The 17,171-nt window shown below is 46.6% G+C and carries 15 protein-coding genes and 2 tRNA genes; 16 read left to right on the top strand and 1 reads right to left on the bottom strand.

Annotation, left to right across the window (positions count from 1 at the left end):
- Nucleotides 1-41: 41 nt before the first annotated feature.
- Nucleotides 42-920, bottom strand: coding sequence for an MBL fold metallo-hydrolase (locus ACYX4J_RS06725; RefSeq protein WP_444933723.1), 879 nt, complete (start codon nucleotides 918-920; stop codon nucleotides 42-44).
- A gap of 92 nt (nucleotides 921-1,012) precedes the next feature.
- On the opposite strand from ACYX4J_RS06725, the gene ACYX4J_RS06720 reads away from it, so the two are divergent.
- The 16 genes from ACYX4J_RS06720 to ACYX4J_RS06645 all read left to right on the top strand — a co-directional run bounded on the left by ACYX4J_RS06720 (nucleotide 1,013) and on the right by ACYX4J_RS06645 (nucleotide 16,802).
- Nucleotides 1,013-1,327, top strand: coding sequence for an ArsR/SmtB family transcription factor (locus ACYX4J_RS06720; RefSeq protein ID WP_282932131.1), 315 nt, complete (start codon nucleotides 1,013-1,015; stop codon nucleotides 1,325-1,327).
- Nucleotides 1,328-1,331: 4 nt separating this feature from the next.
- Nucleotides 1,332-1,775 carry a YeeE/YedE family protein gene (locus ACYX4J_RS06715; RefSeq protein WP_444907798.1) on the top strand — a complete coding sequence of 148 codons (444 nt, stop codon included), beginning with the start codon at nucleotides 1,332-1,334 and terminating at the stop codon, nucleotides 1,773-1,775.
- Nucleotides 1,772-2,209, top strand: coding sequence for a DUF6691 family protein (locus ACYX4J_RS06710; RefSeq protein WP_476178147.1), 438 nt, complete (start codon nucleotides 1,772-1,774; stop codon nucleotides 2,207-2,209). The genes ACYX4J_RS06715 and ACYX4J_RS06710 overlap by 4 nt, the downstream gene beginning before the upstream one ends.
- Nucleotides 2,210-2,304: 95 nt before the next feature.
- The gene (locus ACYX4J_RS06705) at nucleotides 2,305-4,035 is read left to right on the top strand and encodes a SulP family inorganic anion transporter (RefSeq protein WP_444907796.1); all 1,731 of its coding nucleotides are present in this window, start codon (nucleotides 2,305-2,307) and stop codon (nucleotides 4,033-4,035) included.
- Between the two features lie 66 nt (nucleotides 4,036-4,101).
- Nucleotides 4,102-6,321 carry an ATP-dependent helicase gene (locus tag ACYX4J_RS06700; RefSeq protein ID WP_476178146.1) on the top strand — a complete coding sequence of 740 codons (2,220 nt, stop codon included), beginning with the start codon at nucleotides 4,102-4,104 and terminating at the stop codon, nucleotides 6,319-6,321.
- A 61-nt stretch (nucleotides 6,322-6,382) separates the two neighbouring features.
- Complete coding sequence (locus ACYX4J_RS06695) at nucleotides 6,383-6,871, top strand: DUF1993 family protein (RefSeq protein WP_476178145.1); 489 nt, start codon at nucleotides 6,383-6,385, stop codon at nucleotides 6,869-6,871.
- A 249-nt stretch (nucleotides 6,872-7,120) separates the two neighbouring features.
- Nucleotides 7,121-7,753, top strand: coding sequence for an outer membrane beta-barrel protein (locus tag ACYX4J_RS06690; RefSeq protein WP_444907793.1), 633 nt, complete (start codon nucleotides 7,121-7,123; stop codon nucleotides 7,751-7,753).
- Between the two features lie 251 nt (nucleotides 7,754-8,004).
- Nucleotides 8,005-8,081: transfer RNA gene (locus tag ACYX4J_RS06685), tRNA-Arg, on the top strand.
- A gap of 803 nt (nucleotides 8,082-8,884) precedes the next feature.
- Nucleotides 8,885-9,682, top strand: coding sequence for a potassium channel family protein (locus tag ACYX4J_RS06680; RefSeq protein WP_444933728.1), 798 nt, complete (start codon nucleotides 8,885-8,887; stop codon nucleotides 9,680-9,682).
- A 693-nt stretch (nucleotides 9,683-10,375) separates the two neighbouring features.
- Nucleotides 10,376-11,401: a hypothetical protein gene (locus ACYX4J_RS06675; protein ID WP_476178144.1), complete on the top strand. Its 1,026-nt coding sequence runs from the start codon at nucleotides 10,376-10,378 to the stop codon at nucleotides 11,399-11,401.
- 190 nt (nucleotides 11,402-11,591) lie between these two features.
- Nucleotides 11,592-11,668, top strand: a tRNA-Arg gene (locus ACYX4J_RS06670).
- A 119-nt stretch (nucleotides 11,669-11,787) separates the two neighbouring features.
- Nucleotides 11,788-12,771 (top strand): right-handed parallel beta-helix repeat-containing protein, encoded by a 984-nt coding sequence (locus ACYX4J_RS06665; protein WP_444914236.1) that lies wholly within the window; start codon nucleotides 11,788-11,790, stop codon nucleotides 12,769-12,771.
- A gap of 157 nt (nucleotides 12,772-12,928) precedes the next feature.
- Nucleotides 12,929-13,243 carry a hypothetical protein gene (locus tag ACYX4J_RS06660; RefSeq protein ID WP_413662626.1) on the top strand — a complete coding sequence of 105 codons (315 nt, stop codon included), beginning with the start codon at nucleotides 12,929-12,931 and terminating at the stop codon, nucleotides 13,241-13,243.
- Nucleotides 13,243-13,785: a hypothetical protein gene (locus tag ACYX4J_RS06655; protein ID WP_476178143.1), complete on the top strand. Its 543-nt coding sequence runs from the start codon at nucleotides 13,243-13,245 to the stop codon at nucleotides 13,783-13,785. The genes ACYX4J_RS06660 and ACYX4J_RS06655 overlap by 1 nt, the downstream gene beginning before the upstream one ends.
- A gap of 622 nt (nucleotides 13,786-14,407) precedes the next feature.
- Nucleotides 14,408-15,568, top strand: coding sequence for a patatin-like phospholipase family protein (locus ACYX4J_RS06650; protein WP_476178142.1), 1,161 nt, complete (start codon nucleotides 14,408-14,410; stop codon nucleotides 15,566-15,568).
- A 586-nt stretch (nucleotides 15,569-16,154) separates the two neighbouring features.
- On the top strand, nucleotides 16,155-16,802 hold the full coding sequence (locus tag ACYX4J_RS06645) for an MOSC domain-containing protein (RefSeq protein WP_445361487.1): 648 nt from the start codon (nucleotides 16,155-16,157) through the stop codon (nucleotides 16,800-16,802).
- Nucleotides 16,803-17,171: the final 369 nt, after the last annotated feature.

Here is a 17,171-nt window from a genome sequence, read left to right as displayed (position 1 = left end):
TATGCATTCAACTGAATAAATATATCGATCAATAATTTCGTCTAAAGCTGATTAAGCGGCACTTTCAAATAAACCGTACCATTCGATTCTGCCGGGGGCATTTGCCCCGCACGAATATTCACCTGCACAGACGGTACTATCAGCCGCGGCACAGATAAAGTGGCATCGCGCTTGCGGCGCACCGCGACAAAATCTTCCTCGGCAACCCCATCGCGCAAATGAATATTCTCCCTGCGTTGCTCTCCCACACTGGTCTCACACTGATAGCCCCGCTTACCTTTAGGCGGGTAGTCGTGACACATAAACATGCGGGTTTGGTCGGGAAGGGACAAAATCTTGCGCACTGAACGATACAGCTCTGACGCATCGCCGCCGGGGAAGTCACATCGCGCACTGCCAACATCCGGCATAAATAAGGTATCGCCAACAAAAAGCGCATCGCCGATTAGCCAGGCCATATCTGCGGGGGTGTGACCGGGACTGTAAATCACTTTCGCTGCCAGCTTACCGACCTGGAAAGTTTCACCATCCTTAAAGAGATGATCAAACTGACTACCATCTGCCAGGAATTCCCGCTCAAGGTTAAATACATCGCGGAAGATTTTCTGCACCTGGCAAATGTGTTCACCGATCCCAATACGCCCACCCAATTGCTGGCGTAAAAACGGTGCCGCTGATAAGTGGTCAGCATGGGCATGGGTCTCGAGTATCCACTCGAGAGTCAGATCTTTCTCTTGAATAAATGACACCAGCTCCTCAGCACCTCGGCTACTGGTGCGACCTGAGGCTGAATCAAAATTCAGCACAGAGTCCACAATAGCGGCGGAACCCCCTTCCCTGTCGTACACCACATAACTCCAGGTTTCTGTATCCCGATCCAGGAACGGCTGCACCCGGGCACAGTGTTCTTCGTGAGCCATCTTCTGCTCTCCCGTATTCACTACACCAACAATATACAATGTGATATTATATAAAACAATATATTGTCATTGTGTAAATTGATTTAGTTCCTATGCCTGATACTGAACATCTCGATCTCAACAAAATGCGCGATTCCGCTGGCCAGGCGGCAGCGATGCTGCGCTCCCTGGCCAATCAGGACCGATTGCTACTTCTATGTCAGCTCAGCCAGGAAGAGTTAAATGTAGGCGAATTGGAAGAGCGCCTAGGTATTCATCAGCCAAGCCTGTCCCAACAACTGGGTGTCCTCCGTCGCGAAGGCCTGGTCGAAACACGCCGCGAGGGAAAAAACGTCTTCTACCGGGTTGCAGACCCGCGAGTACTCGCCCTGCTGCAAACCCTTTACCAGCTCTACTGTGCGGAGTAATCCCATGACCATCGATTGGACCGCTTTCACTCCAGGCTCCGCACTCGCAGGGGGGCTGCTGATTGGCCTCGCCAGTGCCGCTTTACTCGCCTTCAACGGTCGTATCGCAGGGATCTCCGGCATCATTGGCGGACTGCTTGACCAAATCCAAGGTTCCCTGTGGCGCCTGGCCTTTATCGGGGGGCTATTGATAAGCCCTCTTGCCTGGAAAATCTTTGCAACAGTGCCCGACATTGATATCCAGGCAGGTTATCCCACCTTAATTGCAGCGGGATTACTGGTGGGCCTGGGCACGCGGATGGCTTCCGGTTGTACCAGTGGCCATGGTGTTTGCGGCTTGTCCCGACTCTCCACTCGCTCGCTAACCGCCACCCTGATATTTATGGCTGCGGGCTTCGCAACCGTGTTTCTAATGCGACACTTCCTGATCGGCCAGCTGGGGCAATGATGATGAAAACCAATATCAGCGCACTTTTGGCCGGGCTCACTTTCGGCCTGGGGTTATTGCTCTCTGGTATGGCCAACCCGGAGAAAGTTCTGGGCTTCCTAGATTTAGCCGGCGCCTGGGACCCCTCTCTGGGATTGGTGATGTTTGGCGCTATCGCTGTGGGCCTGCCACTATTCCATTTCATCAGACGGCGGGGACAGTCTATCTGGAAGCAACCGCTTCACCTGCCGGCAAGTAACCGGGTTGATCGCCGATTGGTATTGGGCAGCCTTCTATTTGGCGCCGGCTGGGGACTGGCGGGATTTTGCCCCGGACCGGCGATTGTCGCTACTGGGGCGGGACAACTTAAAGCGGTAATTTTTACGCTCGCCATGCTCACGGGTATGGGGATATTCCAACTCTTCGGGATCAAGCGCACTGCCGCAGTGGAGTAACTTGCGCCCAAGCACAACGGTGAGGCAGCCGCCGTCTATCTTGTTTGAGCAGTTCACACAATTGCGGCAGGAAGAGAGCGGAAACAAGTGTAAGGATGCGGCTACTCCACCTAATCCCTCCATGGCTTCGACGCTACCAGCCCAAGTGGCTGGTGGGAGATAGTGTTGCCGCCCTCCTGGCCAGCATGATGCTGATCCCACAGGCCCTCGCCTATGCCGCACTTGCCGGCTTGCCCCCTTATCTAGGGCTCTACGCTGGGCTGCTCCCATTAATAGGATACGCACTGTTTGGCTCCAGCTCGGTGCTGTCCGTCGGCCCGGTGGCCGTGCTCGCCCTAATGACCGCTTCAGCTCTCACCCCCATAGCCTCACCGGGAAGTCCCGAGTACATTTCCGGCGCCATATTATTAGCGCTCTTGAGTGGAGTAATCCTGCTACTAATGGGGTTTCTTGGCCTCGGCAGCCTCGCCAACCTCTTGAGCCTTCCAGTTGTTGACGGTTTTGTCTCCGGCGCCGCGCTGCTGATTATTGCCGGGCAGATTGCCCCCTTACTGGGAATATCAAGCAATGGGGATACGGTTCTCGAGATATTGATCAGCACCTTTAACCATCTGCCCGAAACCGATCGGGAAGCAGCTCTGCTGGGGCTCATTGCACTGGCCAGCTTAATTGCCGCCCGACTAGGTTTGCCCTTCCTGCTCAGAAAAATCGGGGTCGGCCCAGCACGATCCAAGTTGCTTTCGCGGTTGGCGCCCATGCTTATCGTGGTGATTGCCATTGTGCTCACCGCTATTTTTCACTGGGAGAAGGAATTACCCGTTGTGGGGGTTATTCCCGCTGGCCTACCGCACCTAAGTATCCCCTCTATTAACCCGGGGCTGATTTACAAACTGCTTTTGCCCGCCCTGATTATTGCCCTGCTCGGCTTTGTCGAAAGCTTATCTATTGCTCACTCTATCGCCCAGCGGCGCGGCGAGAAGCTCAACACTAATGCGGAGCTGAGGGGGCTGGGCGCCTCCAACCTTCTCAGCGCATTTTCAGGAGGGTTTGCGGTAACCGGCAGCTTTGCACGGACAGCCGTTAATGATGAGAGTGGAGCAAAAACCCCCCTCAGCGGCGTGATAGCCGCAGTGCTAATCGCCCTGCTACTTCTGTATGCCACCAAAGTCTTTACCGAACTGCCAATCTGCGTGCTAGCTGCCACCATCATTGTTGCAGCCGCAAACCTGATCAACTTCCAGGGTATGGCCCACCACTGGCGCTACGACCGCACCGATGGACTGGCTATGGCCGGCACATTTCTCGGGGTAGTGTTTTTTGGCGTGGAGACCGGGATTGCCCTGGGCGTCGGGCTCTCATTCGCCACATTGATCTGGCGAGCCAGCCGGCCACATATCGCTGTTGTGGGGCGTGTACCGGGTACTGAGCAATTCCGCAATGTACTTCGCCATACGGTGAAAACCGACTCTGAGATTTTGTTCCTGCGTATTGATGAGAACCTGTTTTTTAGCAACATCAATGCGATTGAGGAGCGACTTTTTGTAGAGATAAAGCGACATCGCAATACCCGCCATATGGTGCTGATCTTATCGTCTGTTAACCGGATCGACAGCACAGCGATAGAGCGTCTGTTACAAGTAAACCGGGATTTACAGAATCGAAATATCCAGCTGCATCTGGCTGAGGTAAAGGGGGCTGTACTGGATCGCCTGGGCCACTCCAAGTTACTGCAGGAATTGAGCGGCCGCGTGTTCCTCTCCCCCTACATCGCAGAGCTTGCTCTGCGCCACCATCAAATCTCCGATAGCGACAAACCATCCGAATAAGGTTGCGCGACTTGTAAGACAGCATCAAACACTGGCAAAATATCCAGTATTTGAGCAAAGAGCGCGATGGGCGGAAATAACCTTACCTCTGAACAGCAGGCAATTGCAGATCATGCCGGTGGTCACGCCAAGATCATTGCCGTTGCCGGCTCTGGCAAAACCACTGCTCTGTTGCACTACATAAAGAACCGCCTTGATGCAGGTATCGCCCCCGAACGACTGCTGGTATTAATGTACAACCGCAGTGCTCGGGAGGACTTCGACCGCCGCTTACGGCAGCTGACTGAAGGCTCGACACCAGCGGTACATACCTTTCACAGTGTTGGATATCGTTTATACCAACGCATGATCGCCAATGATCAAATCGCTGCTGCCAACCTATCCCCCCTGCCCCAATCCACAATCCAATTACAAATCTGGAAGGCCATTGAAGAGTGCGCGCCTACCCACGAACTCGAAGAGATTAGAGCACGGAAGCAATCTGAGATTGAGGCCGCTGAATTTTTTATCGACTACACCAAAACGATTCTGTCGGGAGATCTCAGCGCATTTCAGGAACTGAAGCTCGGTGATGAATACATGTATTTTCTGCAGGTGTTTCGCACTTTTGAAGCTTGGCGCCGCAGCCAAAATGCGGTTACCTACGCCGATCTGATTTATGACCCAGCCATACTGCTCAGCATGGATGAGGAGATGGCCGAGCAGTACGGCAGTTATTACGAAGACATCCTGGTGGATGAATACCAGGATATCAATGAGATACAGCACTTTTTATTGCGAGTTCTCTACGGAAAATCTGGCAACGTCATCGCGATTGGCGACCCAGACCAAACCATTTATGAATGGCGCGGCTCCAAACCGGATTTCCTGCTCACATTTTTCGATGGGGATTTTCCCCCCTCGAATATTTATCACCTGAGCCGCACTTTCCGTTATGGCCACCAGCTATCCTTGGCCGCCAATCACTTTATTGAGAACAATCGCGATCGCGCCGATATATTCTGTGTTTCAGCCAATGAAGATCAGCAAACAGAAATCGAGTTGGTAAAAACCGATAAGGAGGGGCGCTGGCTTGTAGAGCACCTGCGCCGATGTCAAAAGCAAGGTCAGTCACTCAGGGATGTCGCCGTATTGGTGCGGCTGTGGTCTATCGCCGCTCCTATTGAACTGGCACTGCTGGCCAATAATATTCCCTACCGCTCAGCAAGTCGCAACACCGTCCTTTCGCGCCGGGAGCTCCGCCCCTTATTTTGGAGTTTAAATATTGCCTCCGGTCGATTCGCCGAACTTCCTCCCAAGCGTCGCCAGCAGGGACTTTACGAATGGCTGACCTCTCCCCATGTGCGTATTCCGCGCAAAGTCCTGGAGCCCATCTGTTCATCTCTGGCAGCGCTGGACAAAGGCTGGGGCAAGAAGCTGATTGCCCTACTACCTGAAAACCTGAGCAAGCCCCAGACCAAACGCTTGCGCCAACGGGCAGACCTGCTTACCCAGATCGAGAGCTGGCGCGGTCACGCTGGAGAGCTACTGCGTCGCCATATCGGTGAACTGGAACTTCTCAGCGGAATCGCTGACGACGCCTTCACCCGCCAACAAGGGGAGGAGAGACAACAAACCATCCTCGCTTTCTGCAAATACCTGGACACTCTGAAGCAGCCGCCCGCTGAAGCCCTGGCACATCTACAAGAGCTGCAACGCCAACACCGGGAGGGCGAACAAACCGAAGCGGATGCTATACAGATAACGACTATGCACCAGGCTAAAGGTTTGGAGTGGGAACAAGTGATTATCCCCACCCTCACCCAGCACAATATGCCCTATCAGCCCCAACGGGACTTCAGCACACCCGCGTCACTGGAGAGCGAACGCCGCTTGATGTACGTGGCGATGACCCGCGCCAAGTCAAAACTCTTCTTGTTGGCCCCTGCAGAAGGCTCCAAAAAGAATGATCCCGAGGCTTCGCAGCCTTCATTATTTATTAATGAAATGCAGCTTCCTTTAAGTAAATTGATGGCAGACTCCCTTAAGGAGCGCCCGGAAAAAATCGACACTGATGTGCCGGTTTCACGCCAAGCGCTCCACTATTTAGAAGCTTGCGATTACAACCCCACTATCAGTGCACCCCGGGCACCAATGCGAAAACCAGAACCTGGAGAGGGGCTGCGGCATCGAAAACTTGGCTATGGAAGGGTTTTGGGATGGGAGGACAAGCGTATCGAGGTTTTATTTAGCGATGGAAAAGCTCGGCGGTTTGATTGGGAGACTTTGTCACAATATCTGATGTAGCAATACCCAGGAACGTTCGTACCAAAAAAATTAATTCACTCCGCTGTTATCAGGTTACCTAATGCAAATATCTATCAAGAGCCTTCTTCATAATCATCTTTCCCAACTGCTTTCCATTACGACTAAAATTCCACAGGAAATATTTCACAAGCAGCTGGCACCTGACATGTTCAGCTTAGCCGAGAATGCAAAAATTGCAGCCAATTTTTCTCTTCGCGGATACTGCCCACTCGTTGATCAGAAAATTGCGACATTTGAAGAAGATGGGGATACAAAGGAAATTATTCTGAGAACTATCCAGAAAACACTAAATTATCTAGATTCTTTACCCGAAGTAACCGATCTGGACAGCAGTAGAAGAATCAATGATAAAGCAGGTTTTACAATCGTGGATCTCCCACAGCCACAATATATCCATCAATATATACTTCCAAACTTTCTATTCCACATAAGCATGGTTTATGCAATTGCACGCCACTGTGGTGTAACCCTTAGCAAAGGCGATTTTGATGGGTTCCACAGCTATCCGGCTGAATTTAGCTTTATGTAAAACTCACCAAAATACTTCAACACCAAATTCTACCAGCTCTTTACTATCAAACTACTTCGCCGAACATACCCCCTCACGGCATTAACCAAAATATCACCATAAGCCGTAACTATTACTATGGTGCTAAAAATTCAGACTCAGAAAATTTCACCTCATTTAAAATAACTTGACCAATTTCATAAAAAAAAATATAAACGCGATACAATTCGACATCTACACCAAACTTTTCATGGAATAGAAGTAACCGGTATGAAAATCTCTAAACTATTATTAGTCCCCTTAGCTCTAACAATCTCTAATGGCTCTTTAGCCGAAGAGAGCCCATTTTATATGGGCTTTGGCCTAGGCTACTATGACCTTGATGGCCAGAAAACTCTATCCGGCAACTACCTTGAGGGGCAGCGCTTCGGCGATCAAACAAATTCTGTCAATATTTATTTGGGCTATAAATTTAGCCCTCACTTCTCTTTGGAAGCTGCATACAGCAATTTTGGCAGCGCCTCTGACAAATATTTCGCCTCGGGCACCTATTATGACGAATCGGAGGAAGAGTACAGACACTTTTACTACGAGGAAGACGAAACACTTGAAGTCAGCAGTTTTCAGCTGAATGGTGTCGCTCACTACCCGGTTCTCGAAAAACTGACCTTGAGTGCGAATCTTGGTATTTCCTACACCAGGGTTGACAGTGAGTTCAGACCTTACGGTTATTGGGCCCCAGAAGTTGAAAGGTACAGTGAAAAAGATGTGGATCTAACTTACGGCCTTGGTGCTACCTATGACTTTACCGATAAATTTTCAGGAAAGCTTCAGTGGAAGACAATCGATAACGACATCGTAGCCGTTAACGGGTTTGACCTATCACTGGAAGCCCGCTTCTAATCCACCTTGCAAGTAGTAGGGGCTACAGAGAAAGCAGCTGCAGCTCCCTTCACTTACCAGAGTTAAAAACAATCAAATGCCTCTCAGCCACCTAGAGGTAGCCGGGAGTCAATCGGTAACCAAGAAAATCTCGGCTTGCACTAAACACCCCCAAAGTGCCTAATCTTTAGCCAACATAATGATTTTTAAGGATTTTTTCATTCTTTAGGTTGACTTGCAGCAGGGGCATCTATAATATCCGCACCCGTAACGCGCTCGTAGCTCAGCTGGATAGAGTACCTGGCTACGAACCAGGCGGTCGGAGGTTCGAATCCTCCCGAGCGCGCCATACAAACAAAGGGCTTACGCTTAGCGGCGTAAGCCCTTTTTTGTTATAGCGCGCTAAAACCCGCATGCATATATCACCGCCAGCACTACCTTTATGCCTGAGTCGACCCCACCGATATCAACTCCCCCAGAACTCCACTACTAGACATCTGTCACAAGGCCGTAATACAAGAACTTCTAGGAAGTATTCCTCACCCTGAACCCATTGCTGGGAGCTAGTGATGGAATTGGCGGTTCACTGCCAGAAACATAAATTACAAGTGATACAGATAAATTTATATAAGCAGGGGCTGAGCCAGCTCCTCTTTCCCAAGCAGAAAGCCAGCGATTGGGCAAGCACTAGATTTTAACTGAGCTCCACCGGCAACAATTAAGTGGGCGAACCCCAGTCGACAAATAGCCAACGAAAAGCCATTATCAGGTGTAATAGAATTACGCATCAACACTCTCTGCTGAAGAGCAATAATCACACTCCCTCGCGTACAGACCATTTTAGATGTTAGATAAATTGAGGGGCGAGCTTCTCGATGATATAACCTATCCCCTCCACATCAACTCATGAATGCAAATGATGCTCTCAACACCTCCACCCCATAAGCAATACACCTTATAATGTCGACTCAATAATTCACAACTTAGCTAACGTTACTATGCTAATAGAAACGTAAGATCAAAACAGCCACCATAATCCAGATTGACTGATTGCAAGCAGCCCTCTTTTACACTTGCTGGCGCGATCATAATTATCCCAAAAGGAATGACGCAGGCATAAATTACATCGCTTATAGTTAATGAGCACAGAACATGACACGTTTCCTATCTTTTCTGACATGGAAAAAAATACTTGTCGGTTATTTTTCAGTAATCTTCATCTTTGCTGCAATATATAGTGAATGTGACTCCTGTATAAATGAAAAGCTCGATTTCACAAAAAGTATCTACTTCAGCATTGTAACAATAACAACGTTGGGCTATGGAGAAATTTACCCTGTCAATGAGCTCGGTTACCTACTAACCTCCATTGAAACACTGACGGGAATTGCAACATTTGGGCTACTATTGAATGAATTTACAAAATACCAATCAAACCGACAAGAAAAATTAAGACAAGAAAAAAGAGTCGAACAATTAAAAAATGCATACCACTATTTTCGAGTTCATATGGCCGACTTTTGTGCCGCGGCTATCAGCACCATAACCCACAAAGAACAAGCCCCAGCATCCTATGACATGATGGGTTTTAGAGCATATTTGGAGAACAACAATAATAGAAATGCAAATATCCTTAAGGAAGCCCTTCCTCGAGACTACAAGTTCAGAGCAATGGTCATGACGGAATACAAAATATACGCCCGACAAATAGAATTGGCTTGCTCAACGATAAATCTCCACGATACAAGGCTATTGGACTTCTTCTATACCCATATAAGCCAGTCTGTCCGACTTGAAGCTGTGAGTGAAGCATCAGAGACCTTATCGGAAACTCTATTCAATCTAATCAATGACATTATGGCAGGAGTCGATGCAAATGGAGACAGGCGTGACCGAGACATATATATGGGTTATATCAATTCACTAGAATCGCACGTTAGCCAAGGCTAATAAACCGCCAAGAGGTTAAGGGCAAACTAGATCCAAGCCTTAATATTTATCTCAACCATAAGTCATCCTGTTCGGGGTATACAAGGGCCCCACCTAAATAACAGATACTGCCGTACATGCTATATCCAGCTTCCAAAGTTCCAATTCAAGTATTATTTATCAGTAGCAAGTAGCAATTTTTCGAATTGTACTACGATTTAAGTCGGGAGAGGTCTGCTTAATGGCCTTTCATCTTCGCTGACAATATCCACTACTTAAAACCTAAGATAATTTTTAATAGAAGATATTACTTGGAATTTAATGGGCACTAAAACCTGAACTTTCTTCCTAGTAATTTAACACTGAGTTCCTATGGCAACTTCAACTCAGATCACCAACACTTTCCCTGCACCGATTGACCTGATCAAGATGTCGCGAGAAGGATGGCTGCACCGGGGTTACCCAAAGGGCTTCCCGTGAGACGAGTGACAGAGCATAAATGGGGTCAAGTTGCGTGAAGTCTTTCGCCAGACGCCTCCTACAATTTGATAGCCTCCTTTGCAGTATTTGGCTACAACTGCCCTTAGCGCCACTCAAAACAGCCCCCAATTTTGACACTATCAACTTCCCCTTAGAGGGCAACATAACCAAGTATGCGCATCCTACTGATATCAATCCAACTACTATTTCCATTTACACCCTAGAGGTCGCACTATGAAAGCAAATTTTTTAGTTATGGCAGTTGCACTTACTACTTTCAGTGCACATCTACAGGCAAATAATAATACTTCCATTGTACAGCAGACCGGTACCGGCAACATGGCAATGACGGATCAATCCGACTCAAGCACTCAGAACAGCACCATTCTACAAGTGCAAAATGGCAACAATAATTTCTCTGAAGCAATCCAATTTGGAGCTACCCTTGATAGCTCCATCAGCCATACACAAATAGGCAACGCAAATACCACTCTAAACTTAGAGCAGGAAAATGCTGAATTATCCAGTATGACTATCCTACAGAATGGTGATGGAAACACACTGTCAAATTTTCAGATTGACTCTATTGGAACGACATTATCCCAGACACTTTTTGGGATCAATAATGGAACAGCCGGCACGCAAATTCGCTCTTCTAATGACACTGCCATCTCCTTACAACAAGGCGATTCTAATACTACCTTGCTCACCCAAATAGATAGCACCAATAATTTCATGAATATGACTCAGGATGGCACTAATAATGTCGGAGTATCTATACAGATTGAAAGCTCACTGGGTACCGTTCAAATTTTACAAATCGGGGATCAAAATGAGAGTGGAATATCTCACAGCTTAAGCATTTCTGATTTTGCCAGCTCTACACAATTTGGCACTGGAAATATATTCAGCCTTGGTCAGAGTGCAGGCGGTAATAATTTTGCTATTGGAGATCAAGTTGGTGAGCTAAATACCGTGTCAGCCAATCAATCCAACAGTTCCTTTAGCCAATTAAATATAAGCCAGCAAGGCATGCAAAATTCACAAACACTGTTTCAGACAGGCTCACAAATTAGCTCATGGACCACCCAAAGCGGCATGGAGAACTCTGTAATGTCGAATCAGAGCGGAATGAACCACACTTTAACATCCCTTCAAAACGGGACCCTGAACAGCCTCACAGCTAGCCAAAGTGGAACCTCACAACTTGCCAATGTGACCCAGCTGGGAACAAGCAATAGCGGAACGATCAGTCAGTAGTCGCCGCAGAGCCTCAAAAGCCTCTTATAACCTCTAGAAAGCCCTACCCGCGGCTCCTGAGCCAAATCCCTTTGTGAGAAAGCAGAAACAGACAAACAGGCTTTGCGGTCACCAAACACCAAAAAAGCACTTCATATGAAAAAAATGCTTGACTCTACCTACACCAATCTATATTGTGCGCCTCCTCGACGCGCTCGTAGCTCAGCTGGATAGAGTACCTGGCTACGAACCAGGCGGTCGGAGGTTCGAATCCTCCCGAGCGCGCCACTTTCAAGGGGCTTACGTTTTTTGACGTAAGCCCCTTTTTTATTGCGACAACCTCAACACCAAAACACAGCTAGGCTTTGGATTATGGAAACAAGGAGAAGTTTTCAAGGGGTAGCGCCATGGATATCACGACTCTGAATGTACTTAAGCAGCTAGGTTTGTTAGCCGCAGTCTTTACCCTATCTACGGCCGCACTGGCCATTGAATGCGGCGACACTATATCTGAGCCCACCACTCTATCTCAGGACCTGAATTGCGAGTTGAGTATCGCCAATCCTGTAGCACTCACCATTGTAGGCCCATCAGGGAGCCTGAATATGGCGGGGTTTGAGCTTAGCTGCGTATCGCTGGACCCAACCCAAACAGATTTCTACGCAATAGACCTCCAGGGCACCGCAGCATATCTCAGCAACGGCCAACTAACCAACTGCACCAATGGTGTCATCACCTCCAGCTCAGGCTTCCACTCCATCTCCAATATGGAAATAAATAGCGCTGTAAGAAATGCAATTTTGCTATTCGGCAACGGCAATACCATCACCAACGTCGATATTACAGGTCCTGCTACTTCAACCATCTCTGATGGTATTGAGGTTTTTGGCGATTACAACACCATTAGTCGCAGTTCGGTACTAGGAGGCGGAGACGAAGGCATTGAAATCCTGGGAGACTATAACAATATCTCCTTTACTACCGTTTCTGGGTTTAGCGAGGACGGCTTCGAGATTGACGGCAACTTCACATTTGTATCTAACAGCATCATTGAGAATAACGGTGAAGCTGGAATCCTGATAAACGGTAATTTCAACAACATAGCAAGTAACAATGTGGCGGATAATGGGCAGGTGGGCATTAATCTAAGTGGCGGCTCAAGCAATTCGATTGCAAGCAACACGGTATCCAATAATGGGCTATCGATACTATCAAGCAATGGCGGTATTATCGTTACTGACTCGAATAGCTTAAACAACCGGATTACCGGGAATACCCTAAACGGCAACCAGCAATTTGACCTCGCAGATCCCTTTGACCCCGACTGCAATGAAAGAAATCTTTGGAGTGGAAACCAGTTCACTACTTCAGACCCCACATGCTTAGACTAACTACCCAAACTAGAGAAGTGGCTTGCGCTGCAAGACCGGACACCTCCAGTCTCACGAAGGCTATATCCGGGATTTAAACAGAAGCAAATAAGACTCAAGTACCAAAATTACTGTTCAAAGTTAAACCAAGTTGAATCAAGAGTCTCAATAGTTAAAAATGCATGAGGAGCTGTCAAAATCAGAAGTAAGGGACTACATGACTGATATCCTCAAAGATATACTTCAGTTCGTACAGAATGTGGGGCTTAAGAATGGCCTCTTTGTCATATTTTTCATCTTTGCGCATTACCTCCTCTTCTGGATGTACAGTGGGCGCCTGAAGGACCGACAAGTTGAAATTGACCGGCTTGCAGCAGATAATAAAGAATATAGGGACAGGTTTTTAAAGTTGATGGACAACGCCTTCTCTTATTCACCTCCCACTAGGAAAAACGCGCCCAAGAAGCCAATTAATGAAAAGGAGTTTGAGTAGTGCTCTATCTATTGCCGGCAATTGCTCTTGTCTTCATTTTCGCGAAAATATATCAGCTTCTGGAAGTAAAGAAGCATGATCAACACTTATTTGAGTTTTGTCAGCTACGGAGAGATACGATCGGCTATCTCTCCGATTCTTATACCGACCTATCAAGAAATGATTACATAGCCTTACGCAAGATCAATGATGCACTCAGCACCATCATTGCCGGATATAAAGAGCACAGAACGGTTGTGTTTAATCTCAGGTTATTTTCAGAGTATGTCAATCAGCTAAAAGCCTTTGAGAAAAAGGCCGAGAAGATATCAACCAGGAATCCAGATATACAAGAGTTACTAAACAGAGTTCATCAGTCTATATTTAATGCCTTTCTGGCATTTACCCCCTACCTAAAATCAGAACTCGCGTTCAATGTAGTGATGAAATTGATCTCTCTGGGAGTAAATGCCGGGGCCAATTCATTCAGGGCACATTTGCTAAGCCTTAAAGAAGCCAAAACCCTGCTCAATACATTTAAAAAGCATTCCTCCCCTTGCTGAGCCCCTCTTTTTCAGCCACCGAGAGCTTTTTGGCTATTTGCATGGCAAGCGCTATCAAGGGCAAATTTGATACCAGCCAGTACGCCAAGCGCTGATATCAATCCTGCTGGGAGTCAGCCAATAAGGCTGGACTCTGTGGGCACTCAAGATTCTATGCGTGAAAAGTAACTAAAGGCGGAATTTTCAGTCAAGCAAAAAGCACTGAAAAATTAATGGGTTAATACAGAAATACACTTATTTTTTGAAATGTGTATTATCCTAAATTAGGACAGCACTCCATCCAGCATCAAACTATTGATATTTAACTAAATAGTCATCTTCAGCTCATATTAAACCATTCGGTCATCATCGATATATCGATAATTTCGAAAAAATCGATATACGAAATAATCATTACCAGAAAACTGAAAATAAGACGCACAGACCTAGAAATCGCACTTTTTTCTCACCGAAAGCCCTTACAACCGAGAAAAAACTACGGACCGTTCAACCCATAAAAAGTAATATCATACGTTTTTTCCGCCCCCCCTTCTTGCCCGACAAAACCCACTCTCTCCATTTAGTCAATATCAAAGATTCGGTGTCTATATCCTTGCGACGTAAATACCTTATAGGTGCAGAAATGGAACTCAGTTATATCCTTATTATATGTACAGTGATCATCGTGATTCTCACTGCCTGCGCCTATCTGTACAACTACATCCTTACAGCAAGCGCAACATTTTATCGCTCACCAGTGCAAGAGGATGAGACTGCGATACGCAATCATCTCAATGATAAAGATACGATCAACATACTTGTTATTGACGGTGGTGGTATCCGTGGACTCATACCGCTATATGTCATTAAGCACTTGGAAAAAGCACTGGGGCAACCAGTTGACGAGCTTTTCGATGTGTTTAGTGGTGTCTCAACGGGCGCTGTTATTGTTACCGGGTTGAATGTCCGCTCATCTCACCTGGCTAAAAACTATGCCAATGTCGATTCAAAAACAGACTTGCTTATCAACTTATACAAGTCGAAAAGTAATTATCTGTTTTCAACCCCTTGGTATCATAAACTGCTTACGGCATCCGGTCTTTTTTCTCCAAAATATTTGGGCCGCCGCCTTCACAAAGTGATGGAGAAGCACTATACACCAGAGCTTAACTTCACCGATTTGAAAAATTATGTGATTATCCCCTCACTCAGTGTAAATACTGGTGAACTTCACCTCTTCAAAAACCGAGGAGGAGATACCAGTGAGCTTCCTACCAACAGCCTATATCAACTGGTCACAGCTGCAGTTAGTGGGGTTTCACTGTTTCCCCCAGTTGGCTTTATGGCTGACAGCAAAGAAGTGGGCCATAAATACTTTGCCGACGCAGGTATTTCTGCCAACAACCCTGCAAGTGTTGCGCTCCTGGATATCATCAAAGAGTTCCCTCACAAGAACTACTATGTGCTGATTCTTGGGTCCGGCACCTCCCCGCTAACCAGTTCGCAGGTAAAATATAAAGACCTGAAAAACTGGGGCATACTACAGTGGGCACGAGATGCTATCTCAAGTGTTCAAAGATCAATGGATGAGCAGCAATTGCACGCCCTGGAAATTGCTTCATTACTCTCCAACAATGTAAAGATCAAATATGACTATCTCAATGTAGAGGTAACTGAACCCCATGTCGGTCTATTTGAATACGACAATATCGATTCACTCAAGATTCATTCAGATCGACTCATTAAAAACAATAAACAGAAAATACAACAGGTAATTGACCAATTGGCCACTGCCAACGGATAAAAATCTCATCACAATGTAAGGCGGCAACTCAACAAAACGGTTGCCGCCGAATCTAAGGACAGAGGCATTCACTCTATCAGAAAATACACGCTTAGCACCCAACACCCTCTCACCCGCCTGCCAGCAAACCAACCAACAAATATTTTACTGATTTATCGCTAGTGACATTACTCTTCAGAAGCAAAATCAAACGGCGTTTAACCATGCCAAAGCTTCGCTATCTAATCACAATTCTAATTACACTGACTTCCTGCCTCTTTGTGAATGTAAGAGCTGGAGAACTTCATGATCGTGAGGCTCGAAACAGGTGTATAAAAACCTGTAAGAATAGCTACTATGACTGCATTAGAGATAATGAAAATCAAGACTGGTGCGTAGAGAAGAAGATCCACTGCGATAATATATGCTATGAGTACGAAGAAGATCGCTGGCGCTGGTATCGGGATAAATCTTCCAACCATTAACCAATAAACAGATATATGTAAGCCGCCCTATAGGACATCAAAGCAACATAGGATAGCTGTGCATTAAGCGTATATTTTGCTAAGATCCAGGTCCTGCATAAATTATCTACCAATAAGAAAATATGAAACTCCTCTCTATAAACGTATCCAAAAAAGTAGATTGCGAATACAAGGGTAAAACTGTAACAACGGGGATCTTCAAGAAGCCAGTCCAAGGAAAAGTTTTTGTTGGAAAGAATAATTTGGAAGGAGATGAGCAGGCAGACTTAAAAAATCATGGCGGCAAAGATATGGCCATATATGCGTTTTCTAATGACCACTACCCTTACTGGGAAGACCTGTTAGGCAGAAAGAGCCTTAAGTATGGCGCATTTGGTGAGAATTTAACGGTAGAAGGGCTTCGAGAACAAAATATCTTTGTTGGAGATCAATTCCGCATAGGCAGTTGTATCCTTGAGGTAAGTCAACCCAGAATACCCTGCTTTAAGCTAAGCATGGCCCTAGATAATGACGCTGCAGCCAAGATTCTCACTAGTAGCTTTAATTGCGGTGTATATTTTAGGGTTGTTAAGGAGGGGCATATTAAAGAAGGGATTTCGATTTGTAAGATAGCTGAAGCTCCAAACTCAATCGACATACGATCTATGTTCAGAGCTTTTTTTGATAAGCAATTTCCCAATACCAAGCAAGTACTCCAGGCTGCAAGTCAGCTACAACCCTTATCCAAAGAGTGGAGAGAGAAAGCTGTAAGGCGGCTCTCTAAGCTCTGACAATTGAGCAACTTATCACATCAGCCTACTAGCTATGTTCCCTCCGAAAGTGAGTCTCCATGAGGGCTATATAGTAAAAGTTAAAACCCGGCACTACCCCGGACTTAAATACTTTAGTAGTAGTTTTTTGGCGAAAAGTACTAACTTATTAAACAAACAAGAATTAATAGGCTTCCTCAACTTGATACTACTGCGCGAGCTGTACTCGAATACCCCCTATTGCCACCTGCCAATATATTTGCGGATAAAATGATAGGTATTATCAGGCATGCAAAAACTTAAACGGATCATGTCATAATTGGCCTAGGCAATAGAATTCCTGACTCAGCACTTAACGGTTTATCGCTAACAAAAGGGTTCACTCATGTA

The sequence above is a fragment of the Microbulbifer sp. ABM4_008 genome, assembly GCF_056311705.1.
The sequence above is the reverse complement of the archived record's forward strand: the minus strand, read 5'-3'. Positions and strand labels throughout refer to the sequence as shown.

Coding starts and splice junctions, on each gene's coding strand:
- ACYX4J_RS06725 (WP_444933723.1), bottom strand. CDS start 920: ATGGCTCACGAAGAACACTGTGCCCGGGTGCAGCCGTTCCTGGATCGG.
- ACYX4J_RS06720 (WP_282932131.1), top strand. CDS start 1,013: ATGCCTGATACTGAACATCTCGATCTCAACAAAATGCGCGATTCCGCT.
- ACYX4J_RS06715 (WP_444907798.1), top strand. CDS start 1,332: ATGACCATCGATTGGACCGCTTTCACTCCAGGCTCCGCACTCGCAGGG.
- ACYX4J_RS06710 (WP_476178147.1), top strand. CDS start 1,772: ATGATGATGAAAACCAATATCAGCGCACTTTTGGCCGGGCTCACTTTC.
- ACYX4J_RS06705 (WP_444907796.1), top strand. CDS start 2,305: ATGCGGCTACTCCACCTAATCCCTCCATGGCTTCGACGCTACCAGCCC.
- ACYX4J_RS06700 (WP_476178146.1), top strand. CDS start 4,102: ATGGGCGGAAATAACCTTACCTCTGAACAGCAGGCAATTGCAGATCAT.
- ACYX4J_RS06695 (WP_476178145.1), top strand. CDS start 6,383: ATGCAAATATCTATCAAGAGCCTTCTTCATAATCATCTTTCCCAACTG.
- ACYX4J_RS06690 (WP_444907793.1), top strand. CDS start 7,121: ATGAAAATCTCTAAACTATTATTAGTCCCCTTAGCTCTAACAATCTCT.
- ACYX4J_RS06680 (WP_444933728.1), top strand. CDS start 8,885: ATGACACGTTTCCTATCTTTTCTGACATGGAAAAAAATACTTGTCGGT.
- ACYX4J_RS06675 (WP_476178144.1), top strand. CDS start 10,376: ATGAAAGCAAATTTTTTAGTTATGGCAGTTGCACTTACTACTTTCAGT.
- ACYX4J_RS06665 (WP_444914236.1), top strand. CDS start 11,788: ATGGATATCACGACTCTGAATGTACTTAAGCAGCTAGGTTTGTTAGCC.
- ACYX4J_RS06660 (WP_413662626.1), top strand. CDS start 12,929: ATGCATGAGGAGCTGTCAAAATCAGAAGTAAGGGACTACATGACTGAT.
- ACYX4J_RS06650 (WP_476178142.1), top strand. CDS start 14,408: ATGGAACTCAGTTATATCCTTATTATATGTACAGTGATCATCGTGATT.
- ACYX4J_RS06645 (WP_445361487.1), top strand. CDS start 16,155: ATGAAACTCCTCTCTATAAACGTATCCAAAAAAGTAGATTGCGAATAC.